At 71.3% G+C, this 22,922-nt stretch carries 22 protein-coding genes; 9 read left to right on the forward strand and 13 right to left on the reverse strand.

What is annotated here, in order from left to right:
* Nucleotides 1-20: 20 nt before the first annotated feature.
* From ygfZ to N6H00_RS21910, 3 genes are read right to left on the reverse strand one after another with little or no spacing between them, the layout of a single operon-like run.
* Nucleotides 21-986: a CAF17-like 4Fe-4S cluster assembly/insertion protein YgfZ gene (gene ygfZ / locus N6H00_RS21900; protein WP_268973509.1), complete on the reverse strand. Its 966-nt coding sequence runs from the start codon at nucleotides 984-986 to the stop codon at nucleotides 21-23.
* Nucleotides 987-995: 9 nt separating this feature from the next.
* Complete coding sequence (locus N6H00_RS21905) at nucleotides 996-1,472, reverse strand: Fur family transcriptional regulator (RefSeq protein ID WP_268973511.1); 477 nt, start codon at nucleotides 1,470-1,472, stop codon at nucleotides 996-998.
* A gap of 57 nt (nucleotides 1,473-1,529) precedes the next feature.
* A complete protein-coding gene (locus tag N6H00_RS21910) occupies nucleotides 1,530-2,093 on the reverse strand; it encodes an FABP family protein (RefSeq protein ID WP_268973512.1) in 564 nt (187 codons plus the stop codon).
* Between the two features lie 260 nt (nucleotides 2,094-2,353).
* Here N6H00_RS21910 and N6H00_RS21915 point away from each other — a divergent pair, with 260 nt between their 5' ends.
* Nucleotides 2,354-2,719, forward strand: a complete 366-nt coding sequence (locus tag N6H00_RS21915; protein WP_268973513.1) for a DsrE family protein — start codon at nucleotides 2,354-2,356, stop codon at nucleotides 2,717-2,719.
* Between the two features lie 28 nt (nucleotides 2,720-2,747).
* Here N6H00_RS21915 and N6H00_RS21920 read toward each other — a convergent pair whose 3' ends face one another.
* From N6H00_RS21920 to N6H00_RS21945, 7 genes are all read right to left on the reverse strand, one after another.
* Nucleotides 2,748-3,005, reverse strand: a complete 258-nt coding sequence (locus N6H00_RS21920) for a DUF3099 domain-containing protein (protein ID WP_014053929.1) — start codon at nucleotides 3,003-3,005, stop codon at nucleotides 2,748-2,750.
* A gap of 166 nt (nucleotides 3,006-3,171) precedes the next feature.
* Complete coding sequence (locus tag N6H00_RS21925; RefSeq protein ID WP_006603933.1) at nucleotides 3,172-3,459, reverse strand: DUF1416 domain-containing protein; 288 nt, start codon at nucleotides 3,457-3,459, stop codon at nucleotides 3,172-3,174.
* A gap of 30 nt (nucleotides 3,460-3,489) precedes the next feature.
* Nucleotides 3,490-4,329 (reverse strand): sulfurtransferase, encoded by an 840-nt coding sequence (locus tag N6H00_RS21930; RefSeq protein WP_268973514.1) that lies wholly within the window; start codon nucleotides 4,327-4,329, stop codon nucleotides 3,490-3,492.
* A 147-nt stretch (nucleotides 4,330-4,476) separates the two neighbouring features.
* Nucleotides 4,477-4,557: a putative leader peptide gene (locus tag N6H00_RS40570; protein WP_350203226.1), complete on the reverse strand. Its 81-nt coding sequence runs from the start codon at nucleotides 4,555-4,557 to the stop codon at nucleotides 4,477-4,479.
* A gap of 210 nt (nucleotides 4,558-4,767) precedes the next feature.
* The gene (locus N6H00_RS21935) at nucleotides 4,768-5,454 is read right to left on the reverse strand and encodes an LmeA family phospholipid-binding protein (RefSeq protein WP_268973515.1); all 687 of its coding nucleotides are present in this window, start codon (nucleotides 5,452-5,454) and stop codon (nucleotides 4,768-4,770) included.
* 84 nt (nucleotides 5,455-5,538) lie between these two features.
* Nucleotides 5,539-6,822: a hypothetical protein gene (locus N6H00_RS21940; protein ID WP_268973516.1), complete on the reverse strand. Its 1,284-nt coding sequence runs from the start codon at nucleotides 6,820-6,822 to the stop codon at nucleotides 5,539-5,541.
* Between the two features lie 11 nt (nucleotides 6,823-6,833).
* Entirely contained in the window at nucleotides 6,834-7,109 is a 276-nt protein-coding gene (locus N6H00_RS21945) for a MoaD/ThiS family protein (protein ID WP_268973517.1), read from the reverse strand.
* Between the two features lie 122 nt (nucleotides 7,110-7,231).
* Between N6H00_RS21945 and N6H00_RS21950 the strand changes: the two genes are divergently transcribed.
* The gene (locus tag N6H00_RS21950; RefSeq protein ID WP_268973518.1) at nucleotides 7,232-8,974 is read left to right on the forward strand and encodes an ABC transporter ATP-binding protein; all 1,743 of its coding nucleotides are present in this window, start codon (nucleotides 7,232-7,234) and stop codon (nucleotides 8,972-8,974) included.
* Nucleotides 8,971-10,929, forward strand: coding sequence for an ABC transporter ATP-binding protein (locus tag N6H00_RS21955; RefSeq protein ID WP_329618546.1), 1,959 nt, complete (start codon nucleotides 8,971-8,973; stop codon nucleotides 10,927-10,929). The genes N6H00_RS21950 and N6H00_RS21955 overlap by 4 nt, the downstream gene beginning before the upstream one ends.
* 172 nt (nucleotides 10,930-11,101) lie before the next feature.
* Here the strand turns inward: N6H00_RS21955 and N6H00_RS21960 are convergent, their stop codons facing one another.
* The gene (locus tag N6H00_RS21960) at nucleotides 11,102-12,076 is read right to left on the reverse strand and encodes an alpha/beta hydrolase (RefSeq protein WP_268973520.1); all 975 of its coding nucleotides are present in this window, start codon (nucleotides 12,074-12,076) and stop codon (nucleotides 11,102-11,104) included.
* Between the two features lie 254 nt (nucleotides 12,077-12,330).
* Between N6H00_RS21960 and N6H00_RS21965 the strand changes: the two genes are divergently transcribed.
* From N6H00_RS21965 to N6H00_RS21990, 6 genes are all read left to right on the forward strand, one after another.
* Complete coding sequence (locus N6H00_RS21965) at nucleotides 12,331-13,143, forward strand: response regulator transcription factor (protein ID WP_268973521.1); 813 nt, start codon at nucleotides 12,331-12,333, stop codon at nucleotides 13,141-13,143.
* Between the two features lie 23 nt (nucleotides 13,144-13,166).
* Nucleotides 13,167-14,189: a LacI family DNA-binding transcriptional regulator gene (locus tag N6H00_RS21970; RefSeq protein WP_268973522.1), complete on the forward strand. Its 1,023-nt coding sequence runs from the start codon at nucleotides 13,167-13,169 to the stop codon at nucleotides 14,187-14,189.
* Nucleotides 14,190-14,719: 530 nt separating this feature from the next.
* A complete protein-coding gene (locus tag N6H00_RS21975) occupies nucleotides 14,720-15,832 on the forward strand; it encodes a S1C family serine protease (RefSeq protein ID WP_268973523.1) in 1,113 nt (370 codons plus the stop codon).
* A 71-nt stretch (nucleotides 15,833-15,903) separates the two neighbouring features.
* Nucleotides 15,904-16,644: a response regulator transcription factor gene (locus N6H00_RS21980; RefSeq protein WP_268973524.1), complete on the forward strand. Its 741-nt coding sequence runs from the start codon at nucleotides 15,904-15,906 to the stop codon at nucleotides 16,642-16,644.
* Entirely contained in the window at nucleotides 16,641-18,062 is a 1,422-nt protein-coding gene (locus N6H00_RS21985) for a sensor histidine kinase (RefSeq protein ID WP_268973525.1), read from the forward strand. Before N6H00_RS21980 ends, N6H00_RS21985 begins: the two co-directional genes overlap by 4 nt.
* A gap of 80 nt (nucleotides 18,063-18,142) precedes the next feature.
* Nucleotides 18,143-18,928, forward strand: coding sequence for a response regulator transcription factor (locus N6H00_RS21990; protein ID WP_268973526.1), 786 nt, complete (start codon nucleotides 18,143-18,145; stop codon nucleotides 18,926-18,928).
* Nucleotides 18,929-18,943: 15 nt separating this feature from the next.
* On the opposite strand, the gene N6H00_RS21995 is transcribed toward N6H00_RS21990, so the two are convergent.
* A complete protein-coding gene (locus N6H00_RS21995) occupies nucleotides 18,944-20,905 on the reverse strand; it encodes an ABC transporter ATP-binding protein (RefSeq protein ID WP_268977069.1) in 1,962 nt (653 codons plus the stop codon).
* A gap of 708 nt (nucleotides 20,906-21,613) precedes the next feature.
* Entirely contained in the window at nucleotides 21,614-22,894 is a 1,281-nt protein-coding gene (locus tag N6H00_RS22000; RefSeq protein ID WP_268973527.1) for an LmeA family phospholipid-binding protein, read from the reverse strand.
* Nucleotides 22,895-22,922 lie beyond the last annotated feature (28 nt).

Below are 22,922 nucleotides of genomic sequence, written 5' to 3' on the forward strand. Positions count from 1 at the left end.
ACGCTCGTCGAGGTCGGTTCCTACGGCTCCACGACCGTCTCCTGTGCGGCGGCCGTGGAGTCCGCGATCAGCTCCGCGTCCACCGGCACATTGCGCTTGACCAGCGCGAGCGCGATCGGCCCCAGTTCGTGGTGGCGGGCCGAGGAGGTGACGAACCCCAGTTGGCGGCCCTCCTCGCCCTCCGAGGCCAGGCGTATGGGCGCGCCGTGGGACGGCAGCTTCACCTCGCTGCCGTCGAGGTGGAGGAAGACCAGCCGGCGCGGCGGCTTCCCCAGGTTCTGCACCCGGGCGACCGTCTCCTGGCCGCGGTAGCAGCCCTTCTGCAGATGGACCGCGGAGCCGATCCACCCCAGCTCGTGCGGGATGGTGCGGTGGTCGGTCTCCAGGCCGACCCGCGGCCGGTGGGCCTCGACGCGCAGCGCCTCGTACGCGAGCACGCCGATCGGCGGGCCGCTCGCCTCGGCGAAGGCGGTGAGCCGCGCACGCGGCAGGAAGAGGTCCCGGCCGTGCGGGGTTTCGCGGACGACGGCGTCCTCGGGGGCGTCGGCGATGCTGCCCGCCGGGAGGTGGACGATCGCGTAGTCGTCGGTGCGGTCCGCGATGTCGACCCGGTAGAAGAACTTCATGCTCTCCAGGTAGGCGATCAGATCGCCCTGGCTGCCGGGTTCCACATGGGCCCAGGTGGTCTCGCCGTCGTCGACGAGATAGAGCGCGTGTTCGATGTGGCCGTGGGCGGAGAGGATCAGCGCTTCGGTGGCCTGTCCCGGCGGCAGTTCGCTGACGTGCTGGGTGAGCAGCAGATGCAGCCAGCTGAGCCGGTCGGCACCGCTGACCGTGACCACTCCGCGGTGCGAGAGGTCCACGAAGCCGGTGCCGTCGGCGAGCGCGCGCTGCTCGCGGAACAGGTCGCCGTAGTGGGCGGCGACGCCTTCGTCGGGGCCCTCGCCGGGGACGGCGCCGGGCAGCGACAGCAAAGGGCTCTTCATGAACTCAGCCTACGACCTGCGGGCTCGTCCCTCGCCGGAACCGTTTTCGGCGCCGTCTCCACCGTGCTGCGCGGCGGAACACGAGGCGCACCGACCGAAGATCGCGAAGTGCTTCAGATCGGTGTCGAAGCCGAAGTCCGCCCGGAGCTGCCGGGTGAAGGAGTCGGCCACGGAGACATCGGCCTCGATCACATCGGTGCAGTCCCGGCACACCATATGGATGTGGTGGTGCCGGTCGGCCAGATGGTACGTGGGGGCGCCGTGTCCGAGATGGGCATGGCTGACCAGGCCCAGCTCCTCCAGCAGCTCCAGCGTGCGGTAAACCGTGGAGATGTTGACGCCGCTCGCGGTGCGGCGCACCTCGGTGAGGATGTCGTCCGGAGTGGCGTGCTCCAGATGATCGACGGCTTCGAGCACGAGCTGGCGCTGCGGGGTCAGGCGGTAGCCGCGCTCCCGCAGATCTGTCTTCCAGTCGGTGGTCGCCACGGTGCAAGTGTAGGCGGGCTCACGGCCGTCGGCCGGATGCGCGGTGGAGAACCGGACTCAGCGGAAGAAGGCGATCCCGTCGTCCGGCAGGTCCTTGAGGTCCTTGGCCCACTCCCGGGGGTCGACGACCTTCTTCAGGTGCGCGGACATGTACGGGCGCAGCTCGACCTCGGGGGTGGCCTTCTCGCCGACCCACATCAGGTCGCTGTTCACATAGCCGTACAGCCGCTTGCCGCCCGAGTACGGGCCCGCCTGCGCGGTGCGCGCCACCGCGTCCGTGGCCAGGTCGATCTGCGGCTTGCCCTCCGCGAGCTCGCCGTACCAGATCTCGACGACGCCCTGGTCGCGGCTCATCACGACCTCGACCTTGCGGTCCTTGTCGATCCGCCAGTAGCCGGACTCGCTCTCCAGGGGGCGGACCTTCTTGCCCTCGGAGTCCAGCACCCAGGTGTGCGAGACGTACTCGATGAAGTCCCGGCCGTCGTGCGTGAAGGTGGCCTCCTGGCCGAAGTTGCACTTCTCGGCCCCGGGGAAGTCCGATACGCCGGCACCTTCCCAGTTGCCCAGGAGGAAGGCGAGCGGCACGAGGTCCGGGTGGAGGTCGGAGGGGATCTGGATCATGGATTCAGTCGATCTGTCGAGAGTCGAGCCGGAATGGCGGGGCGGGAGCGGTTCAGCGCTGGCCCTGGTACAGCTTCTTCCAGGTCAACGCGCAGAAGCCGAGCGTGGCCACGGCGACCAGGATCATCAGGGTGGTGAAGACTGCCTCAAGCACGAGCGCGCTCCTCGGAACAGATGACGGACGCCCCCGAGTCTAGTCGGCGCCGGGACGGCCGGTGGAGCGAGGTGGCCGCGCGGCGTCCCCGCCTAAGGTTGACAGCATGGCGAAGAAGCTGGTGATCAAGGTGACGGCGGGTGCTGACGCTCCTGAGCGGTGCTCCCAGGCGTTCACGGTGGCGGCGGTGGCCGCGGCGAGCGGGGTGGCGGTCTCGCTCTGGCTGACCGGGGAGTCGGCGTGGTTCGCGCTGCCGGGTCGGGCGGCGGAGTTCGAGCTGCCGCACGCGGCGCCGCTGCCGGACCTGATCGACGGCATCCTTACGGGCGGCGGCACGATCACGGTGTGCAGCCAGTGCGCGGCGCGCCGGGAGATCGAGGAGAAGGATCTGATCGAGGGGGCGCGGATCGCGGGCGCTCAGGTCTTCGTGAGCGAGATCATGCCGGATGGCGTCCAGGCGCTCGTGTACTGAGACGGGCGCACATCTCGGCAGACCCGGGTCAGTGGCGGTGGTTGTGCTCGTCCAGCTCCCGCCACCACCGGTCGGACTCCTCGTCCCCCGACTCGTCCCACCACCGGTCGTCCGGACCCCGGCGATTGGCGACGATGGCCGCCAGGGGCGGGATCACCATGGCGACGATGCACATCGCGACGGCGGCCGGGACGGACCACAGGCGCACAAAGGCCCATGCCGAGATGAAGAGCGTCAGACACGCGCCCATCAGGAAGAAGTATGCGTGGCGGCGTCGCGCGTACATATATCCAGCGTACGTCCGGGACCGCCGCGCGGACAGACGAGCCGCCGGACGAACGGCCGCGCCCCGGGCATGAGGAAGGGCGCGCACGACGGAGGGCCGCACCCCGCCGAGGCGTCCAACCCCGGGGTGCGGCCCTCCGGCCGTGTGTCACGACGCGTCGTCGGCGTCAGACGGCGATGGCGACCTCCGCCAGCCCGCCCTTCTGGGCGACGACCGTGCGGTCCGCGGTGCCGCCCGGAACCAGGGCGCGCAGCGTCCAGGTGCCCTCGGCGGCGTAGAAGCGGAACTGTCCGGTCGCGGAGGTGGGGACCTCGGCGGTGAACTCACCGGTGCTGTCCAGGAGGCGGACGTACCCGGTGACGGGCTCGCCGTCGCGGGTCACCGAACCCTGGATGGTGGTCTCACCGGGCTTGATCGTCGAGGCGTCGGGGCCGCCGGCCTGGGCTCCACACATGGCTGTCTGTCCTTACGTTCGGGATGGGGGTCAGCTGTTGGCGCCGAGCTCGATCGGCACGCCGACCAGCGAGCCGTACTCGGTCCACGAACCGTCGTAGTTCTTGACGTTGGGCTGGCCGAGCAGCTCGTGCAGGACGAACCAGGTGTGAGCGGAGCGCTCACCGATACGGCAGTAGGCGATGGTGTCCTTCGACAGGTCGACGCCCTCGGCCTCGTAGAGCTCCTTGAGCTCGTCGTCGGACTTGAAGGTGCCGTCGTCGTTGGCCGACTTCGACCACGGGATGTTGCGGGCGGACGGGACGTGGCCCGGACGCTGCGACTGCTCCTGCGGGAGGTGGGCCGGGGCGAGCAGCTTGCCGGAGAACTCGTCGGGGGAGCGCACGTCGACCAGGTTCAGCGAGCCGATGGCGGCCACGACGTCGTCGCGGAAGGCGCGGATCGAGGTGTCCTGCTCCTTGGCCTTGTACTCGGTCTTCGCGCGGCTCGGGACCTCGGCGACCAGGTCGCGGGAGTCGAGCTCCCACTTCTTGCGGCCGCCGTCGAGCAGCTTGACGTCCTCGTGGCCGTAGAGCTTGAAGTACCAGTAGGCGTAGGCCGCGAACCAGTTGTTGTTGCCGCCGTACAGCACGACCGTGTCGTCGTTGGCGATGCCCTTCTCCGACAGGAGCTTCTCGAAGCCGGCCTGGTCGACGAAGTCACGGCGCACCGGGTCCTGGAGGTCCTGCTTCCAGTCGATCCGGATGGCGTTCTTGATGTGGTTCTTGTCGTAGGCCGAGGTGTCCTCGTCCACCTCGACGATGACCGTCTTGGGGTCGTCGATACGGGCCTGGACCCAGTCGGCGTCCACCAGGACGTCACTGCGGCTCATGTTCTCTCCTCCGGGGCAGTTGCGGCGGTACGGGCACGCTCGTGGCGTGGCGCCGCGCTGGGCGTGCGGCGGGCGTACGAGCGAAGTGCGGGAAGGCCCGGCGACGGGCCGAAGGGGGCTGGTCCGGGTACCCCGGACCGCGTCCGTTCAGACGGTGCGACAGAGCATGGCGGCGACGCGGCACAGGTCGACTGCCCGCCGCTTCGTGAGATCCGCCTGTCGCTTCATGGGTCCGATCGTAGGGACGGACAGGCGGGCATGTCACCGGCGTGTCGGATGGTGAGACGCTTTCGTCCGGGCTCTGAGATGAGAGGGGTGTGCGCGCCAGGGAGGCGGGGTCGCCTGGGCAGGCGAGGGCCGCGGGCGTGCGCAGGCGCGGACGAGATCGTCTCAGTGAATGGACCAGGGGGTGGGATGACGCCCCTGGTGCCGATCACGTCAGCCCGTCAGTTGGACGTTATTACCCGTGACCGAGACGTCTATGCCGTCCTTGGTGGTCGCCACCTTGTCGAGCCGCATACCCGTGGGCAGTCCGTCGATCTTCCGCTCCATATCGGCCTTCTCGCGCACCTTGTCCTCCCACTGGGGGATGCCGCCGCCCGGGATCGATTCGGCGTGCAGCCTGATGGTGTCGCCGTTCACGATGCTGACCTGGGAGTGGGCGGTGAGGCTGAGACCCAGCAGACTGCCGGTGATCTTGACCTTGTTGGTCCCCGACGAGTCGTAGGCGACCGTCACCCCGGGTCCCGCGGCCTGTGACAGGTCCGCGTAGCTGATGTGGGCCGAGCCGGTGGCGCGGTCGGCGCTGGCGGACGAGAAGCTGCCCGAGATGCGGACGTCGTGCAGCTGGGCGTCGAGCTCGGTGACCCGGACGCTGCGGCCGTCGACGGCGTCCGTCGTCAGCCCGTCCACCCCGACGTCGACCTCGTCCAGCTCCTTGCCCGCGACCTGGGTGAGGAACGGGAAGCCCTTGATCGAGACATTGGGGGTGCTGGCCAGGCCCTGGGAACTCTTGATCTTGTCGGCGGCCTTCGACTCGGCGATGTACACCGCGATGCGATCGGCGGCCACGAAGAGGCCGCCGAGTATCACGACGACGATCAGGGTGATGCGGAGTGCGCGCATGGGATGGGTCCCCCCAGGTTCTCGCTCAGGCGTTCGCCTGAGGTTGCCGAGCCTAACCGGAGCAGGGAAACGGGAGCCGGGGCGTCAGCCCAGGGCGCGGCCGACCACATAGACCACCGGAGCGGCGGCCGCGAGCGGCAGCGCCACGCCCGCTGTCATGTGGACGAAGCGCGACGGGTAGTCGTAGCCGGCCACCCGGTGGCCGATCAGCGCGCACGCCCCGGCCGCGAACCCCAGCAGGGCGGCGGTGGAGGTGCCCGTTCCGGTGAGCTGCCCGGCCCCGGCCCCGGCGCCCGTGGCGGCCGCCAGCGCGACCACGACGGCGGCGGCGGTCGGCAGCGGCAACGCCCGGACCAGCACGGCCGCGGCGACGGCGGCCGCCCCCAGCACCACGGCGTCCGAGGACTCGGCGACAGCGGTCAGATACCCGGCCGCCAGCACGGTGAGCGCGGTGGACGCCACGGTGGCCGTGAGCCCGTACAGCCGCTCGTCCGGGGAGGCGTGGCTGCGCAGCTGGAGGACCAGCACCAGCAGCAGCCAGACGCCGATGGTGCCGATCACGACCGTCGGCGCGTGGTCCCGCTCGGTGGTGAGCAGCCCGATGTCGGCGGCCAGACCGCCCGCGTAGGCGAGCGCGATGCCCTGCCGGGCGGGCCACATGCCGTTCAGCCGGAACCAGCCGGCCGCCGTGACCGCCTGCAACACCGCCACCACGACGGCGACCGCCGGGCGGCCCAGCGGCGCGGTGGCCGCGAGCAGAGCGGCGATCACGGAGGTCAGCGCGGCGGGGACGAACCCCGGCGGGAGGATCTGCGGACGGCCCTCGGCGCGGGCCTTCTCGGCGGCGGTGAGCGGCCGGTCCGGCTGCGGGGCGGTGGGCTCGGCGGGCGCGGTCGCGGTGGCGGTGGGCGCGGTCTGTGCGGCCTGCGTCGGGGCCTGTGGCTGCATCGGGGCCTGCGCCTGTGCCGGGGCGTGTGGCTGCGCCTGTGCCTGGTCGGCGGGCTGGTACCGCTGCTGCGGCTGGTGCTGCTGCGGCTGGTGGTCCCAGCCGTGGGCGTACTGCCCCTGGTGGCCCTGCTGGGCTTGGTGTCCCTGCTGGGCGGCGGCGTAAGGGTCCGCGTACGGCTGCTGCGGGTACTGCTGCTGCGGCTGGGCCTGTGCGTACCCCTGCTGCTGCGGATACCCCTCGTACCCCGGCCAGTCGGCCGGTTGCTGCTGGGCGCCCTGGCCGTGACCGCCGTAAGGGGGCGCGCTCTGGTCGTGTCCGCCGTAAGGAGCCTCGTACGACCCGTACGGGGGATACGGCTGGTCGTACGGCTGGTGCTGCTGCTGGTGAGGCTCGTGGGACTGGTGCGGCTGGTTGCTCATGAGATCGGGGGTCACCCTCCTGCGAACGGCGGGAGCACCTCGACCGTGCCGCCCTGGGCGAGTTGGATCGTCTTGTGGTCGCGGGTACCGACGGGGGTTCCGTCGACCAGGAACGAACAGCGCAGCAGGACCCGCGCGAACTCCGGCCGCGTGAGGTGCCGCTCCCGGGCCGCGTCGAGCGCCTCCGCCAGCGTCCACGCGGTGTACGGCTCCTCCGTGGTACCGGCCGCGGCGCGGGCGGCGGCCCAGTACCGGATGGTCCCGGCGGGCGTGTTCATCATCGCCATCGCGATCCCTTTCCCGTCATCTGCCGCCTCCATGATGACGGGTGCGGGCACGCCCCAGGACACCACGCGCGGTTCGTCGAAAATACGGACGGTTCGGCACGACCGTCGCTTAAGGTTTTCGTGTGCTGGTACGACTGATACGGGCGTATCTGAGGCCCTATACCCGAACGATCACGTTGATCGTTTTATTACAGCTGGTACAGACGCTCGCCACCCTCTACCTGCCCACGCTGAACGCGGACATCATCGACAGCGGAGTGGTCACGGGCGACACCGGCTACATCCTCCGTGTCGGCGGGCTCATGACCGCCGTCACACTCGTCCAGATCGTGTGCGCCGCGGGCGCCGTCTACTTCAGCGCCCGCACCTCCATGGCGCTCGGCCGTGATGTGCGCGCCGCCGTCTTCGACCGGGTGCAGTCCTTCTCCGCCCGCGAGGTGGGCCACTTCGGGGCGCCGTCCCTGATCACCCGCACCACCAACGATGTGCAGCAGGTGCAGCTGCTGTGCCTGCTGTCCTTCACGCTGATGGTCTCGGCGCCGATCATGTGCGTGGGCGGCGTCGTCATGGCGCTCAACCAGGACGTTCCCCTGTCCGGGCTGCTCCTGCTCATCGTGCCGACCCTGGGCCTCGTCGTCACGCTCATCGTCCGCCGGATGCGGCCGCTGTTCCGCGACGTCCAGGCGCGCATCGACACCGTCAACCGGGTGCTGCGCGAGCAGATCACCGGCATCCGGGTCATCCGCGCCTTCGTCCGCGACACCCATGAGCGCGACCGCTTCACCGCCGCCAACACCGGGCTGATGGATGTCTCGCTGCGCGCCGGGCGGCTGATGTCGCTGATGTTCCCGGTCGTGATGCTGGTGGTGAACCTGTCCAGCGTCGCGGTCGTCTGGTTCGGCGGACAGCGCATCGACAGCGGCGGTATGCAGGTCGGCGCGCTGACCGCGTACCTCAGCTATCTGATGCAGATCCTGACGTCCGTGATGATGGCCACCTTCATGTTCATGATGGTGCCGAGGGCCGAGGTGTGCGCCGAGCGCATCCAGGAGGTGCTGGACACCGAGACCAGCGTCATGCCGCCGCTTCAGCCCGTCGCGCCCGCGCCCGCGGCCGCCGGACGGGGGCTGCTGGAGCTGCGGGGGGTGGAGTTCCGCTACCCGGGGGCCGACGAGCCCGTGCTGCGCGACATCTCGCTGATCGCCCGGCCCGGCCGGACCACCGCCGTCATCGGCTCGACCGGCAGCGGCAAGTCGACCCTGCTGGGGCTGGTGCCGCGGCTGTTCGACGCGACCGACGGCAGCGTCCACATCGACGGGGTGGACGTGCGCGACCTCGACCCGGAGGTGATGGCCAGGACCATCGGGCTCGTCCCGCAGAAGCCGTATCTCTTCTCCGGCACGGTCGCCTCGAACCTGCGGTACGGCAATCCCGACGCCACCGACGAGGAGCTGTGGCAGGCCCTGGAGACCGCCCAGGCGCGGGAGTTCGTGGCGGCCATGGAGGGCGGTCTGGACGCCCCGATCGCCCAGGGCGGGACCAACGTGTCCGGCGGTCAGCGGCAGCGGCTGGCGATCGCCCGCGCCCTGGTCCGCAAGCCGTCCGTCTACCTCTTCGACGACTCCTTCTCCGCGCTGGACTACGCCACCGACGCCCGGCTGAGAGCGGCGCTCGCGAACGAGACGGAGGACACGACGGTCGTCATCGTCGCCCAGCGGGTGTCCACCATCCGGAGCGCCGATCTGATCGTGGTGCTCGACGCGGGGCGGATTGTCGGCGCCGGAACCCACGGCGAGCTGATGGCCGGCAATGAGACCTACCGCGAGATCGTGCTCTCCCAGCTCACCGAACAGGAGGCGGCATGAGCGGCACCACGGCCCCCCGGAGGGGGCCGGCGCCCGCCGCCGGGCCCACGCGCTTCATGGGCGGGCAGCCGACCGAGCGGTCCATGGACTTCCGCGGCTCCAGTCGCCGGCTGCTGGCCCGGCTGCGCCCCGAGCGCGGTATCGCGCTGCTGGTGCTCGCGCTGTGCACGGTCAGCATCGGCCTGTCGGTGGCGGGCCCGAAGATCCTCGGCGAGGCCACCGACCTGATCTTCGCGGGCATCGTCGGACGGCAGCTGCCCGACGGCGTCAGCAAGGAGCAGGCCGTCCAGCGGCTGCGCGACCGGGACCAGGGCACGGTCGCCGACATGGTCGCCTCGATGGACGTCACCCCCGGCCAGGGCATCGACTTCCACGCGGTCGGCACCGTGCTGCTGTGGGTCACGGCGCTGTACGCCGTCGCCTCGCTGCTGAACCTCGTCCAGGCGCGGGTCGCCACGGCCGTCGTCCAGCGCGCGGTCTTCCGGCTGCGCGAGGACGTGGAGCACAAGCTGGCGCGGCTGCCGCTGTCGTACTTCGACCGGCAGTCGCGCGGTGAGGTGCTCTCCCGCGCCACCAACGACATCGACAACATCCAGCAGACGCTCCAGCAGACCCTCAGCCAGATCATGGCCTCACTGCTGACGATCGTGGGCGTGCTGGCGGTGATGTTCTGGATCTCGCCGCTGCTGGCGCTGGTGGCGCTGGTCACCGTCCCGGTCTCGGTCTGGGTCACCACGCGCATCGGCAAACGCGCCCAGCCGCAGTTCGTCGCCCAGTGGAAGACCACGGGCACGCTCAACGCCCATGTCGAGGAGATGTACACCGGCCACTCGCTGGTGAAGGTCTTCGGGCGGGAGAAGGAGTCCGCGCGAGAGTTCCGGGAGCAGAACGACAAGCTCTACGAGGCGGGGTTCCGGGCCCAGTTCATCTCCGGGCTGATCCAGCCCGCGATGATGTTCATCGGCAACCTCAACTACGTACTGGTGGCCGTGGTCGGCGGGCTCCGGGTGGCCACGGGGGCGCTGTCGATCGGCGACGTCCAGGCGTTCGTCCAGTACTCCCGGCAGTTCAGCCAGCCGCTCACCCAGGTGGCCTCCATGGCCAACCTGGTGCAGTCGGGCGTGGCCTCCGCCGAACGGGTCTTCGAGCTGCTGGACGCGCCCGAGCAGAGCGCGGAGCCGGTGGACGCGCGGCGGCCGGAGGCGGTGCGGGGGCGGGTCGCGTTCGAGCAGGTCTCCTTCCGCTACCAGCCGGACAAGCCGCTCATCGACGGCCTGTCGCTGTCGGTGCGGCCGGGGCAGACCGTGGCCATCGTCGGCCCGACCGGCGCCGGGAAGACCACGCTGGTCAATCTGCTGATGCGGTTCTACGAGGTCAGCGGCGGCCGGATCACGCTGGACGGGGTGGACATCGCCCAGATGACACGGGAGGAGCTGCGCTCCCATATCGGGATGGTGCTCCAGGACACCTGGCTCTTCGGCGGCACGATCGCCGAGAACATCGCCTACGGCGCGCGGGAGGCGAGCTTCGAGGAGATCGTGGCGGCGGCGAAGGCCACCTATGTGGACCGCTTCGTACGGATGCTGCCGGACGGCTACGACACGGTGATCGACGAAGAGGGGTCCAACGTCAGCGCCGGGGAGAAGCAGCTGATCACGATCGCCCGCGCGTTCCTCTCGGAGCCGTCGATCCTGGTGCTGGACGAGGCCACCAGCTCGGTCGACACCCGGACCGAGGTCCTCATCCAGCGGGCGATGGCCTCGCTGCGGAGCGGCCGTACGAGCTTCGTGATCGCGCACCGGCTGTCGACCATCCGCGACGCGGACGTGATCCTGGTGATGGAGGCGGGGCGGATCGTGGAGCAGGGCTCCCACGAGACGCTCCTGGCGGCCGGTGGCGCGTATGCCCGGCTCTACGCCTCCCAGTTCGCCGAGCCGGTGGCCGAAGCGGAGTGAGCGCGCTCACGTGTGGGGCGCTTGGGGGTGGGCTGCTCGGGGGCGGGCTTGTTCGGGCTCGGGCTGCTCGGGCGTAGGTCGCTCAGGCGTGGGCGACTCCGGTGTGGGCTGCTCGGGGGTGGGCCGCTCGGGCGTGGGCGACTCCGGTGTGGGCTGCTCGGGCGTGGGCCGCTCAGGCATGGGTCGCGGCCCAGTCGGCGATGCGGGTCAGCAGGGCGGGGGAGGCGGCGGTCTCCGCGTGCCCGTAGCCCGGTTCGATCCACAGCTCCGTGCTGGCCGGGTCCGCTGCCGACGCCAGCATCCGCGGATGGTCCAGCGGGAAGTACGGGTCCCGGTCGCCGTGCACGATCAGCAGCGGCGTCGGTGCGATCAGCGGCGCGGCGGCCACCGGGGGCAGCGGATCGACGCCCCAGCCGCGGGGGTCGATCCGGGTGCGCAGCCCGTAGCGGGAGACCAGCCGGCCCGCCGGGCGGGTGACCGCCCAGTGCACCCGCCGCATGGGCGCGGTGCCCCGGTAGTACCAGCGGGCGGGGGCGCTCACCGCGACCACGGCATCGGGCGCGGCGTCGAGCGCCGCGTCGGACGCCACGCCGGACGCCGCCCCGGGAGCCGCCCCGCCGATACGCTCCGTGCGCCCTTGTGAGCGCCCCGTGCGCTCCTCATTGTGTACAGCGCGCTCCCCTTCGTGTACGCCGTGCATCGGCCGGATGTCTTCGTGTGGCCGGTACAGCGCCGCCTGCCGGATCACCACCGAGCCGCCCATCGAGAAGCCGACCGTGGCGACCCGCCGATGTCCCAGCCGGCGCGCCCAGCGCACCGCGGCGGCCAGGTCCAGCACCTCGCGATCGCCGACCGTGGACCGTCCGCCGGACCGGCCATGGCCCCGGAAGGAGAACGTGATCACGGCCGTACGCTGGCGAAACGCCGAGGCCACCCGCCGCAGCGCGGGCCGTTCCAGGGCGCCGGTGAAGCCGTGCCCGACCACCAGCGCGAGCGGGTCGGAGGGTTCGCCGCCGGGTGCCGGGGAAGGCTCGTACCGGGCCTCGATCGGGACCCCGTCCTCGGTCAGCAGAGTGGCCCGTCGCACCCCCGTGGCGGCCGTGGAAAGACAACGGGGAGCGGATTCGGTCTCTCCGGCACATGTCATGTGGGTTATTCTGCTGTGAAGAGGATCCGGGCAACGTAGCCCCCGGGTCCTTTTGTGCTTTCAGGGCGTGATGCGCGTTTGAGCGCGCAGCCGCTCCAAGGGCGCGGAGCGTAACCGTACGAAGTAGTAGCCGCAGACTCCCCCGGGCGCTGCCCGGGAGGTGCCCCTCTCGCAAGGGACCGAGGAGGAACCGACGTAATGGGCGAGCGAAGCGAGCACACACTCGAGATCACGGCAGGGGCGGGTGGTGGACGATGAGTTCCCTCCTGCTGCTGACCAACGCACTCCAGCCCTCGACGGAGGTGCTCCCCGCCCTCGGCCTGCTGCTGCACAGCGTGCGGGTGGCCCCCGCGGAGGGCCCGGCCCTGGTGGACACCCCCGGCGCCGATGTCATCCTGATCGACGGCCGCCGCGATCTGCCGCAGGTGCGCAGCCTGTGTCAGCTGCTGCGGTCCACCGGCCCCGGCTGTCCGCTGATCCTGGTGGTGACCGAGGGCGGGCTCGCCGCCGTCACCGCCGACTGGGGCATCGACGACGTGCTGCTGGACACCGCGGGCCCGGCGGAGGTCGAGGCCCGGCTGCGGCTGGCCATGGGCCGCCAGCAGATCACCACCGACGACAGCCCGATGGAGATCCGCAACGGCGATCTGTCGGTCGACGAGGCCACGTACAGCGCCAAGCTCAAGGGCCGTGTGCTCGATCTCACATTCAAGGAGTTCGAGCTGCTGAAGTACCTCGCCCAGCACCCCGGCCGGGTCTTCACCCGGGCGCAGCTGCTCCAGGAGGTCTGGGGCTACGACTACTTCGGCGGTACCCGCACCGTGGACGTCCACGTCCGGCGGCTGCGCGCCAAGCTCGGCCCGGAGCACGAGTCGTTGATCGGCACCGTGCGGAACGTGGGCTACCGCTTCGTCACGCCGGAGAAGGTCGAGCGCGCCGCCGAGGAGGCTCGGGCCAAGGCGACGGCGCGGGGCGACGGCGCGGGCGACGCGGCGCGGGGCGGGCATCCCGACGGGGCGGCCGACTCCGTGGCGAAGGCCGCGACCGCACGACCGGCCAACAGCTAGCTGGACCCGCGTAGACTTCGCGCGTGGCCAAGGTGACGCGGGATGATGTGGCAAGGCTTGCGGGTACGTCGACCGCGGTCGTCAGTTACGTCATCAATAACGGACCCCGGCCGGTCGCCCCGGCCACGCGCGAGCGAGTGCTTGCCGCGATCAAGGAGCTCGGCTATCGGCCGGACCGGGTCGCGCAGGCGATGGCGAGCCGCCGGACGGATCTCATAGGGCTGATCGTGCCGGACGCCCGGCAGCCGTTCTTCGCGGAGATGGCCCACGCCGTCGAGCAGGCGGCCGCCGAGCGCGGAAAGATGGTGCTGGTCGGCAACTCCGACTACCTCGACGAGCGCGAGGTGCACTATCTGCGCGCCTTCCTGGGGATGCGGGTGTCCGGGCTGATCCTCATCAGCCAGGGCCCGAGCGAGAACGCGGCGGCCGAGATCGAGGCGTGGGACGCCCGGGTGGTGCTGCTGCACGAGCGGCCCGAGGCGATCGACGACGTGGCGGTGGTGCTGGACGACATCGGCGGCGCGCAGCTGGCGGTGCGGCATCTGCTGGAGCACGGTCACGACTACGTGGCCTGCCTCGGCGGCACCGAGATAACCCCGACCGTCGGCGACCCCGTCACCGACCACGTCGCGGGCTGGCGCCGCGCGATGCAGGAGGCGGGGCGGCCCACGGAGGGGCGGCTCTTCCAGGCCCCGTACAACCGGTACGACGCGTACAAGGTCGCCCTGGAGCTGCTGGCCGGCCCGGACCGGCCCCCGGCGATCTTCTGCGCCACCGACGACCAGGCGTTCGGGGTACTGCGGGCGGCGCGTGAGCTGCGGATCGACGTACCGGGGGAGCTGGCGGTGGCCGGCTTCGACGATGTGAAGGAAGCCCACCTCACCGACCCGCCGCTGACCACGGTCGGCTCCGACCGCCCCGCGATGGCGCGCGCCGCGGTCGATCTGGTGCTGGAGGACGGCGTCCGCCTGGCCAACTCCCGCCGCGAACGGGTCAAGCAGTTCCCCTCGGCGCTGGTGGTCCGCCGCTCCTGCGGTTGCGCGTAGCGCTTCTGCGCGAGTCGGGGCCCGGAGGCCCCGACGGCCCCGGTCGCTGTTGCCGTCCGGCGGGTGTGGCCCTGCGAACCTGCGCCGTGTCCTCGGCGAGGCAGCCGCCTTACGGTGTCCGTGGTACCGCGTGGCTGCTTTCCCGGGGGTGCCCGCGTGCCATGGCTTACGGCCCGACGGCCCGGCTTGCCTCCGCTGTCCGGCTGCCGCGGCCCTCGGCGCGTGCCCGCCCTGTGGCCGTCTTACGGGGGCCTTCGCGCCCGGCGGGTCTCGTGATCCCGCGACGTTCCACGGCTGGGCCCCGGAGCTTCGCGCAGGCGGCGCCCCAGGGTGGCGTGACCGCCTTACGGCGGGCTTCAGCGCTGGGGGCCGCGTCCGTGCGCCGAAGAGGGTCCCGGGCCCGGGACGGCGGGGTCCGGGGGCGGCGCCGCGGACCGGTCGGGGGTCCTTATGTCGGGCATACCGACTTCTGGCGGGGTTCTTAGCGGGCACTCAGGAGACTCTCATAATCCGGCCGCACAGTCATATACATGACGGACAGCACACGCCGCAGCGGCGCAGACGAGCCCTATCCCTTCCCGTACGGCGGTGGCGCGGGGTATCCCGCTCCGCCCGCGTACCAGCCTCAGCAGCCGGTCACCACGCCGTCCGGGATCACCGTGTGGCCGGGTGCCGGCAGTGGTGGGGACGGGGCCGGGGAGGACGGTGGCGCGCTCGCGGCCGAGGGGGCGCACGGTGGCGGCAAGCGGCGCAAGGCGCGGATGTCGCGGCCGGTCGCGCTGATCGCGGCCGTGGCGGCGGTCTCGGCGCTCGTGGGCGGCGGGTCGGCCGCGCTGGTCACCCACGCCACCGAGAAGTCCGACACCGCGATCTCCACTCCCGTGGTCAACGCCAAGTCCGCCAGCAGCAGCGGGGTCTCGGCCGTCGCGACGGCCGTCAGCCCCAGCATCGTGGAGGTCGGCGCCAGCGGCACCAGTGGTGAGTCCACCGGCTCCGGCGTGATCATCACCAGCGACGGCGAGATCATCACCAACAACCACGTGATCTCCGGCGCCAACTCGATCCAGGTGACCTTCAGCGACGGCAGTAAGAAGACCGCGACGGTCATCGGCACCGACAGCGCGAAGGACCTCGCACTGATCAAGGTGCAGGACGCGAGCGGGCTGAAGGCCGCCACGCTCGGCGACTCCAGCAAGGTCACGGTGGGCGACCAGGTCGTGGCCATCGGCTCGCCCGAGGGCCTCACCGGCACCGTCACCAGCGGCATCGTCTCCGCGCTCGACCGTGATGTCACCGTCTCCACGGACGAGAGCCAGGGCCAGGGCGACCAGGGAGGGCCGGGCGGCGGCCGGCAGTGGCCCTTCGAGTTCGGCGGCGGCCAGTACAACGGCGACGTCGGCTCGTCGACCACCACCTACAAGGCCATCCAGACCGACGCCTCGCTCAACCCCGGCAACTCCGGCGGTGCGCTGATCAACATGAGCGGCCAGATCGTCGGCATCAACTCCGCGATGTACTCCTCGGCCTCGACCCAGAGCTCCAGCAGCGCGGGCAGCATCGGCCTCGGCTTCGCGATCCCGATCAACACCGTCAAGTCCGACCTCGCGACCCTGCGCGCGGGCGGCAGTGACAGCAACGTCTGACCGGCGTGCGAGGCTGGCAGCAGCACGTCCCGCCGCACCGCCGCCGCACCGCCACGTGAAGGAACCGACCCATGAGCCTCCCCGACCATGGCGATCAGCCCGCCCGCATCCTGATCGTCGACGACGAGCCGGCCGTCCGGGAGGCCCTGCACCGCAGCCTCGTCTTCGAGGGCTACGCGACCGAGACCGCCGTGGACGGCCTGGACGCGCTGGACAAGGTCGGCTCCTACGACCCCGAACTGATCGTGCTCGATGTGCTGATGCCCCGGATGGACGGGCTGACCGCGGCGCGGCGGCTGCGCGCCACCGGCGTGACGCTGCCCATCCTGATGCTCACCGCGCGGGACACGGTCGGCGACCGGGTCACCGGGCTCGACGCGGGCGCGGACGACTACCTCGTCAAACCCTTCGAACTGGATGAACTGCTGGCCCGCATCCGCGCCCTGCTGCGCCGCAGCTCCTACGTGGCGCGGCAGGACGCGGCGCTGCCCGACGCGGAGGTGATGGCCTTCGACGACCTGCGGATGGACCTGACGACCCGCGAGGTCACCCGGGGCACCCGCCGCGTCGAGCTGACCCGCACCGAGTTCACCCTGCTGGAGATGTTCCTGGCGCACCCCCGCCAGGTGCTCACCCGTGAGCAGATCCTCAAGGCGGTGTGGGGGTTCGACTTCGAGCCGTCGTCCAACTCGCTTGATGTGTACGTGATGTATCTGCGCCGCAAGACGGAGGCGGGCGGCGAACCGCGGCTGGTGCACACCGTGCGCGGGGTGGGGTACGTCCTGCGGTCCGCGAAGGGCGATCTTTCGTGAGGTTCCGCAAACTGCCGCTGCGTTCGCGGCTGGCCCTGCTCACCGCCGTGGCGGTGGCGGTGGCGGTGGCGGCCTCGGCGTTCGCGTGCTGGCTGATCGTGCGGGAACAGCTCAGCGGCCAACTCGACTCGTCCCTGCGCAACGTCAAGGTCGACGAGCGCAATGTGGTGAGCATCCTGGAGGCGTGCCAGAGCCCCGACGGCGCCGACAGCCGCACCCCGCGCGCCCTCGGCTCGTACTCCGTGCAGATCGTGCTGGCCGACGGGAGCCGCTGCCGCCAGCCCGGGGCGGCGCAACTGCCGGTGACCTCCTCCGACGTGGCCGTGGCCCTCGGGCAGCGGCCGAACGCGCTGCACGACGCGACGGCCACGGGCGGCCAGGGCATGCGGGTGTACACCTACCGGCCCACGGTCGGCCCCGGCAGCCCGCTGCCGCGCGGTATCGCCGTCTCCATGGCCCGCCCGCTGAGCGAGGTCGAGCATCCGCTCAACACGCTGGCGCTGGTGCTCTCCCTCGTCGCCGGGGTCGGCGTCGTCGGCGCGGGCGCCGCGGGCCTGTGGATCGCCAGGACCGGGCTGAAACCCGTGGACCGGCTGACCGAGGCGGTCGAGCATGTGGCCCGCACCGAGGACCTGGCCGTCCGCATCCCCGCCGAGGGCGATGACGAGATCGCCCGGCTGTCCCGGTCGTTCAACGCCATGACGGCCGCCCTCGCCTCCTCCCGCGACCGCCAGCAGCAGCTGATCGCGGACGCGGGCCATGAGCTGCGCACCCCGCTCACCTCGCTGCGCACCAATGTCGAGCTGCTCGCCCGCAGCGAGGAGACCGGCCGCGCGCTGCCGCCCGACGACCGTAAGGCGCTCATGAAGAGCGTCAAGGCGCAGATGACCGAACTGGCCGCGCTGATCGGCGATCTACAGGAGCTGTCCCGCCCCGACGCCCTGCCCGGCAGTGGCCCCCCGCAGGTGGTCGCCCTGCACGAGGTGGCGCACACGGCCCTGGAGCGGGCCCGGCTGCGCGGCGCGCATCTCACGATCAACGCCTCGATCGAATCCTGGTACGTGCGCGGCGAGCCGGCCGCTCTGGAGCGGGCGCTGGTCAATCTGCTCGACAACGCCGTGAAGTTCAGCCCTTCGGGTGGTGTGATCGACGTCGTCCTCAGAAGCGGAGAGCTGAGGGTGCGGGACCATGGCCCCGGTATCCCCGCCGAGGAACTGCCGCATGTCTTCGAGCGCTTCTGGCGCTCCCCGTCCGCCCGCAGCATGCCCGGTTCGGGCCTCGGCCTGTCGATCGTGGCCCGCACGGTGCAGCAGGCGGGCGGCCAGGTGGGGCTGGAGCCGGCGGAGGGCGGCGGTACGGTCGCCTGGCTCAGGCTCCCGGGCGCGCCCACCGCCCCGCCCGCGATCGATCTCGACTGAGCCGGCCGCGGGCCCGGCCTCTCAGCCGCCGGACACGTCCGGCTCAGCGGGCGCACAGCCTCCGGTACGAGGTTGGGGCCATGCACGAGACTGCCCGAATCCTGGTCGTGGACGACGAGCCATCGGTGCGCGAAGCGCTCGGCAGAGCCCTGCGGTACGAGGGCTACGACGTCGGGGCGGCCCAGGCCGGCCCCGAGGCGCTGGAGGCGATCGAGCGGGAGCGGCCCCATCTGGTGCTGCTCGCGGTGGCGACGCGGGCGACGCCCGGACCGGACGGGCCGTCGGTGGCCCGCCGGATACGGTCCCGCGGCTGCACAGTGCCGATCTTGATGGTCGGCGACCGGGACTCCCTCAGCGACCGGGTCGCCGGCCTCGACAGTGGCGCGGACGACTATCTGACCGGGCCCTTCGCCCAGGAGGAGCTGCTGGCCCGGGTGAGAGCCCTGCTGCGCCGCGGGCTCCGGTGGCGCCCCGTCCCGGCGGGGAAGCCGCCCCTGGAGCCCGCGGCGCTGGCCTTCGAGGACATGACGCTGGACCCGCTCACCCGCCGGGTCACCCGGTCCGGCCGGCGGCTGGATCTCACCAAGACCGAGTTCGCGCTGCTGAAGCTGTTCCTGTCCCGCCCCCGTCAGGTCCTCAGCCGGGCCGCGATCCTCCGGGACGTCTGGGGTTTCGAGTTCGAGCCGTCGTCCAACACGCTGGATGTGTATGTGATGTACCTGCGCCGCAAGACGGAGGCGGCCGGGGAACCGAGGCTCGTCCACACCGTGCGCGGCGTGGGTTATGTGCTGCGCGCGGTGGGAGCCGATGAGGCGGCAGGCACCCGGAAGCGGGGTGAGGGTCCGGCCCTCACCCCGCTTCCGTAGTGTGCCCGCCCCTCGTCAGAGCGGTCCGAGCCGGAGCGTCGGCTGGGGGCCGGTGTCGGTGAGGGAGCCGTTCTGGGAGCCGTGCAGCCGGGCGTACGCCCCGCCCAGCGCCAGCAGTTCGTGGTGGGTGCCCGTTTCCACGACCCGCCCGTGGTCCAGCACCAGCACGCGGTCGGCGTCCGGCGCCAGGTTCAGATCGTGGCTGATCATGATCGTGGTGCGGCCGGACATCAGCCGCCGCAGCGGCCGCACGACCCGTCGCGCGGCCAGTGCGTCCAGGCCGGTGGTGGGCTCGTCCAGGACGAGGACGGGCGCGTCGCGCAGCATCGCGCGGGCGATGGCGATGCGCTGGAGCTGCCCGCCGGACAGCCGTGCGGTGTGCGGGTCGATCCGGGTGTCGTAGCCCTCGGGCAGGGCCGCGATGAAGTCGTGGGCGGCGGCGTCCCGCGCCGCCCGGACGATCTCGTGCTCGGCGGCGCCGGGGCGGCCGCAGGCGATGTTCTCGCGGATGGTGTCGTGCAGGATCAGCGTCTTCTGCGGCAGCAGCGTCACGTTCTCCCGCAGGAAGCCCAGCGGCATGGCGTACAGCGGTACGCCGTCGAGCCGCACATATCCCTCCGCCGGGTCGTAGAAGCGGGTCAGCAGCTTGGAGACGGTGGACTTGCCCGCCCCGCTCGCCCCCGTGATCAGCACCAGCTCACCCGGCCGGGCGGTGAACGAGACCTCGGCCAGGGTGCGCCGGTCGCCGCCGGGGTAGCGGAAGCCGACCCGGTCGAACTCCACGGTGCCGTGCACCCGCCACGGCGCGACCGTGGCCCCCGGCGGCGGATCGCTCACGGCGGGCTCGGCGTCGAGGATCTCCAGCAGCCGCTCGGCGCCCGCGGTGGCGGCGGTAAGGGTGAGACCGAGCTGTCCGAGGTTGCGGATCGGCGGATAGAGGTAGCCGAGGAAGGCGGCGAAGGCCAGCAGCTGTCCGATGGTCATCCGGTCCTGGGAAATCTCCCAGGCGCCGAGCCCGATCACGGCCAGGACGCACAGCGTCTCGATGACCTCGACCAGCTGCTCGTACAGCTCGCTCATCCGGGCGCCGGCCACCGACGCCCGCATCCACGCACGGGCCTCCCGGCCCAGCCGCCGCTCCTCGGCGTCCTTACGGTTGTACGCCTGGGTCAGCACGATGTTGCCGAGCGACTCCTCCACGACGGAGGTGATCGCACCGTCGGCGACCCGCTCGTCCCTGGCCACCGAGGTGATCCGCCCGGAGAAGCGCCGCGCGGCCAGCCAGAACAGCGGGGCCAGTACGAAGGTGGCCAGCGCCAGGTCCCAGCGCAGCCGGAAGGCGGCGATGGAGAAGAAGACCGTGCTGAAGACGGCGGAGACGGTGCCCACCACCCCGGAGACCACCATCTGCTCGATGGCCTCCACGTCCCCGGTGAGGCGTTCGACCAGATCGCCCTGGCGGTGGCGCTGGAAGAAGTGCGGCGGCAGCTCCTGCACATGCGCGAAGACCCGCGCCCGCAGCCGCAGCACGAACCGCTCGGCGGTCCATACGGCGAGCGAGTTGCCGATGTAGCCGACGGCGGCGCCGAGCACCGCGACCGCGAGCCACTGCGCGGCGGGGGTCCAGAAGGCGCTGAGCGAGCCCTGCCGCAGCGCGTTGTCGGTCAGATCGGAGAAGAGCAGGATCGCGGCGGTCTCGGCGAGCGCCGCGACGATGACACAGGCGCAGATCAGCACCAGCCGGTGCCGGTCGCCCCGGGTGAGCGGCCAGAACCGGCGGAACGCCTGCCGCGCGGTGAGCCGTGGACCGGTCGGTTCGCCCTCCTCGGCGCCGGGTTCGCCGTCCGCCGCGGGGGCGTACGGGTACTCCTCGGGGAGCTGGGTGGCCTTCGGCTGATGACGGCCGTAAGGGCGCGGCCGCCCGGGGCGCCGGTGCCGGGCGACGGCGGGGTCGGACCCGATCGCGCGCAGCTGCATGGTGGGCTGGTCCTGGTACGAGGTCACGGTCGGTCTCTCCCGCTCGGCTCCGGAAATGGCCGAGGCGGGCCCGCGGCGCGATGCCGCGAACCCGCCTCCGGTGTGTGGTGGGTCAGCCACCGATGGGGCGACGCTTGGCCGGCTTCTTCGGGGCCGGCTTCTGGGCGTGCTTGTTCTTCTTGGGCTCGGACTTGCGGGCGGGCTTGACCGGGACGATCTTGTGCAGGCTCATGGTTGTTCCTTTCGGTGTCAGCTGCTTGTCTTCTTGTGCCGGAACCGGTCAGCCACCGATGGGGCGACGCTTGGCCGGCTTCTTCGGGGCCGGCTTCTGGGCGTGCTTGTTCTTCTTGGGCTCGGACTTGCGGGCGGGCTTGACCGGGACGATCTTGTGCAGGCTCATGGCTTTCCCTTTCGGTATGCGCTGTTCCTTTTCTTTCGCCGGAACCGTTCGGCCTTCGACCGGAGCCGTTCGGTTTCGACATGGAAGACATTAGGAGCGCTATCCGTGAGTGAGATCGGACTGAGCTGTGCGTTCGCTCAGAACGGTCTGAAAGAATTCTCATCCGGACTCTGGAACCACGCCGTGACCTGCTGCGTCTCGTGGGCGGCAGCCGCGCGCGGGACGTATCGACGGATATGCGCACCCCATTCGTGGGCATACGAAAGGGCCGGTGACCTAAGTCACCGGCCCCGGATGCGCGGAATTCCTCAGCGGGTCTTTCCGAAATTCAGCCCGGTACCCGTCAGATCGGCCCGAATCCCCTCCGGGGAGACGTCGATGTTCGCCAGCCGGATGCCCTTGGCCTTCTTGGGCAGCTGGAAGGAGAGCTCCAGCTTGTCCGTCAGCTCCGGCACCTTCAGCTTCGCCAGGGCGGCGGCCACCGTCGGGTCGATGCCGAGCTTCCTGGCCAGCTGGGGGTGGTCGTTGGCCGCCTGGACCAGGTTGACCCCGAGCAGCGCGGGGACGAAGCGCGGCGAACCCGTGATCCGGTCCAGCTCCCGCCCGTCACTCTGCGCCCGGTCCGCCTGGGGCGGCTGCACCCCGAGCTTCTCCGCCACCGCCGGGATCGACAGCAGCGCCTGCGCCTTGCCGGAGTCCTCGCTGATCTGCTCCGCCGCCTTCTTGTGCAGGAACAGCCCGGCGTCCGCCCCGGGACCGGGCCGGTAGGTGGCGATCTCGGGGATGTCCAGCCGCATATCGCTGACGCTGGTGGAGATCCCCCGGTCCCCCTGGCGCCGGATATGCGCCTTGGCGTGCAGCGACACCTCCTTGCCCGCGACCGGGAGCTTCCCGTCCGCCCGCACCGAGCTGGGGCCCAGCGCCCGGAACCGCACCTGGGAGGCGCCCAGTTCACGGTTGAGGTCCTCGAAGGACAGCAGCACATCGCCCTTCATGCGGCCCACCACGGCGCCCTTGAAGGAGCTGGGCAGATCGCCCACGATCCGGATGTCCTGCGCCTGGGCGCGCACCTCGGCGAGCGAGACCCGGTCGGCCGCGACATCGGGGACGGCGATGTCGACCTGCTCCAGCTTCTTGCCCAGCACCTGGGTGAGGAACGGGAAGCCGTGGATGGTCACGTTCGGCGCCGTGGCCAGGTCCAGCTTCTTCTGGAGCTGCTGCTCGGCCTTGCGCTCGGCGTACATCACCACCCAGCGGTCGCCCAGCACCAGCAGCAGCCCCAGCACGACCAGCCCGATCAGCGCTTTCGCGGTGCGCGGCACCGCCGTGAAGCGGCCGCGCCGGCGCCGGGACGAACGGCGGTGGTTGGGCGGCGACCACGGTTCGCCGTCGTCCCCGGAGCCGGAGTCGGTGCTGGAGCCGGAGTCGGCGCCGACGCCGGAGGGCTGATCCTTGCGCCCGCCGAGATCCGCGTCGTCGTCCTCCGGGGAGGGATCGGCCAGCTCGGCGAGCTCCTCATAGGGGTTGCGGTAAGCGGGCGCACCGTCGTGGGAGGGCTGGGGTGACGATATGCGGGTGGGGGATCGCATCACTCCATATGACCACGTCGCACCGCGC

It is taken from the genome of Streptomyces sp. S465, assembly GCF_026898115.1.
GTDB classification, from domain to species: domain Bacteria; phylum Actinomycetota; class Actinomycetes; order Streptomycetales; family Streptomycetaceae; genus Streptomyces; species Streptomyces luomodiensis.

Bases quoted from the DNA above. Each gene is read 5' to 3' on its own strand.
- N6H00_RS21940 (WP_268973516.1), bottom strand. From the start codon at position 6,822: ATGAGCAACCAGCCGCACCAGTCCCACGAGCCTCACCAGCAGCAGCAC.
- N6H00_RS21935 (WP_268973515.1), bottom strand. From the start codon at position 5,454: ATGCGCGCACTCCGCATCACCCTGATCGTCGTCGTGATACTCGGCGGC.
- N6H00_RS21965 (WP_268973521.1), top strand. From the start codon at position 12,331: ATGAGTTCCCTCCTGCTGCTGACCAACGCACTCCAGCCCTCGACGGAG.
- N6H00_RS21980 (WP_268973524.1), top strand. From the start codon at position 15,904: ATGAGCCTCCCCGACCATGGCGATCAGCCCGCCCGCATCCTGATCGTC.
- N6H00_RS21955 (WP_329618546.1), top strand. From the start codon at position 8,971: ATGAGCGGCACCACGGCCCCCCGGAGGGGGCCGGCGCCCGCCGCCGGG.
- ygfZ (WP_268973509.1), bottom strand. From the start codon at position 986: ATGAAGAGCCCTTTGCTGTCGCTGCCCGGCGCCGTCCCCGGCGAGGGC.
- N6H00_RS21925 (WP_006603933.1), bottom strand. From the start codon at position 3,459: ATGTGTGGAGCCCAGGCCGGCGGCCCCGACGCCTCGACGATCAAGCCC.
- N6H00_RS21945 (WP_268973517.1), bottom strand. From the start codon at position 7,109: ATGGCGATGATGAACACGCCCGCCGGGACCATCCGGTACTGGGCCGCC.
- N6H00_RS21910 (WP_268973512.1), bottom strand. From the start codon at position 2,093: ATGATCCAGATCCCCTCCGACCTCCACCCGGACCTCGTGCCGCTCGCC.
- N6H00_RS22000 (WP_268973527.1), bottom strand. From the start codon at position 22,894: ATGCGATCCCCCACCCGCATATCGTCACCCCAGCCCTCCCACGACGGT.
- N6H00_RS21920 (WP_014053929.1), bottom strand. From the start codon at position 3,005: ATGTACGCGCGACGCCGCCACGCATACTTCTTCCTGATGGGCGCGTGT.
- N6H00_RS21975 (WP_268973523.1), top strand. From the start codon at position 14,720: ATGACGGACAGCACACGCCGCAGCGGCGCAGACGAGCCCTATCCCTTC.
- N6H00_RS21915 (WP_268973513.1), top strand. From the start codon at position 2,354: ATGGCGAAGAAGCTGGTGATCAAGGTGACGGCGGGTGCTGACGCTCCT.
- N6H00_RS21990 (WP_268973526.1), top strand. From the start codon at position 18,143: ATGCACGAGACTGCCCGAATCCTGGTCGTGGACGACGAGCCATCGGTG.
- N6H00_RS21930 (WP_268973514.1), bottom strand. From the start codon at position 4,329: ATGAGCCGCAGTGACGTCCTGGTGGACGCCGACTGGGTCCAGGCCCGT.
- N6H00_RS21960 (WP_268973520.1), bottom strand. From the start codon at position 12,076: ATGACATGTGCCGGAGAGACCGAATCCGCTCCCCGTTGTCTTTCCACG.
- N6H00_RS21995 (WP_268977069.1), bottom strand. From the start codon at position 20,905: ATGCAGCTGCGCGCGATCGGGTCCGACCCCGCCGTCGCCCGGCACCGG.
- N6H00_RS40570 (WP_350203226.1), bottom strand. From the start codon at position 4,557: ATGAAGCGACAGGCGGATCTCACGAAGCGGCGGGCAGTCGACCTGTGC.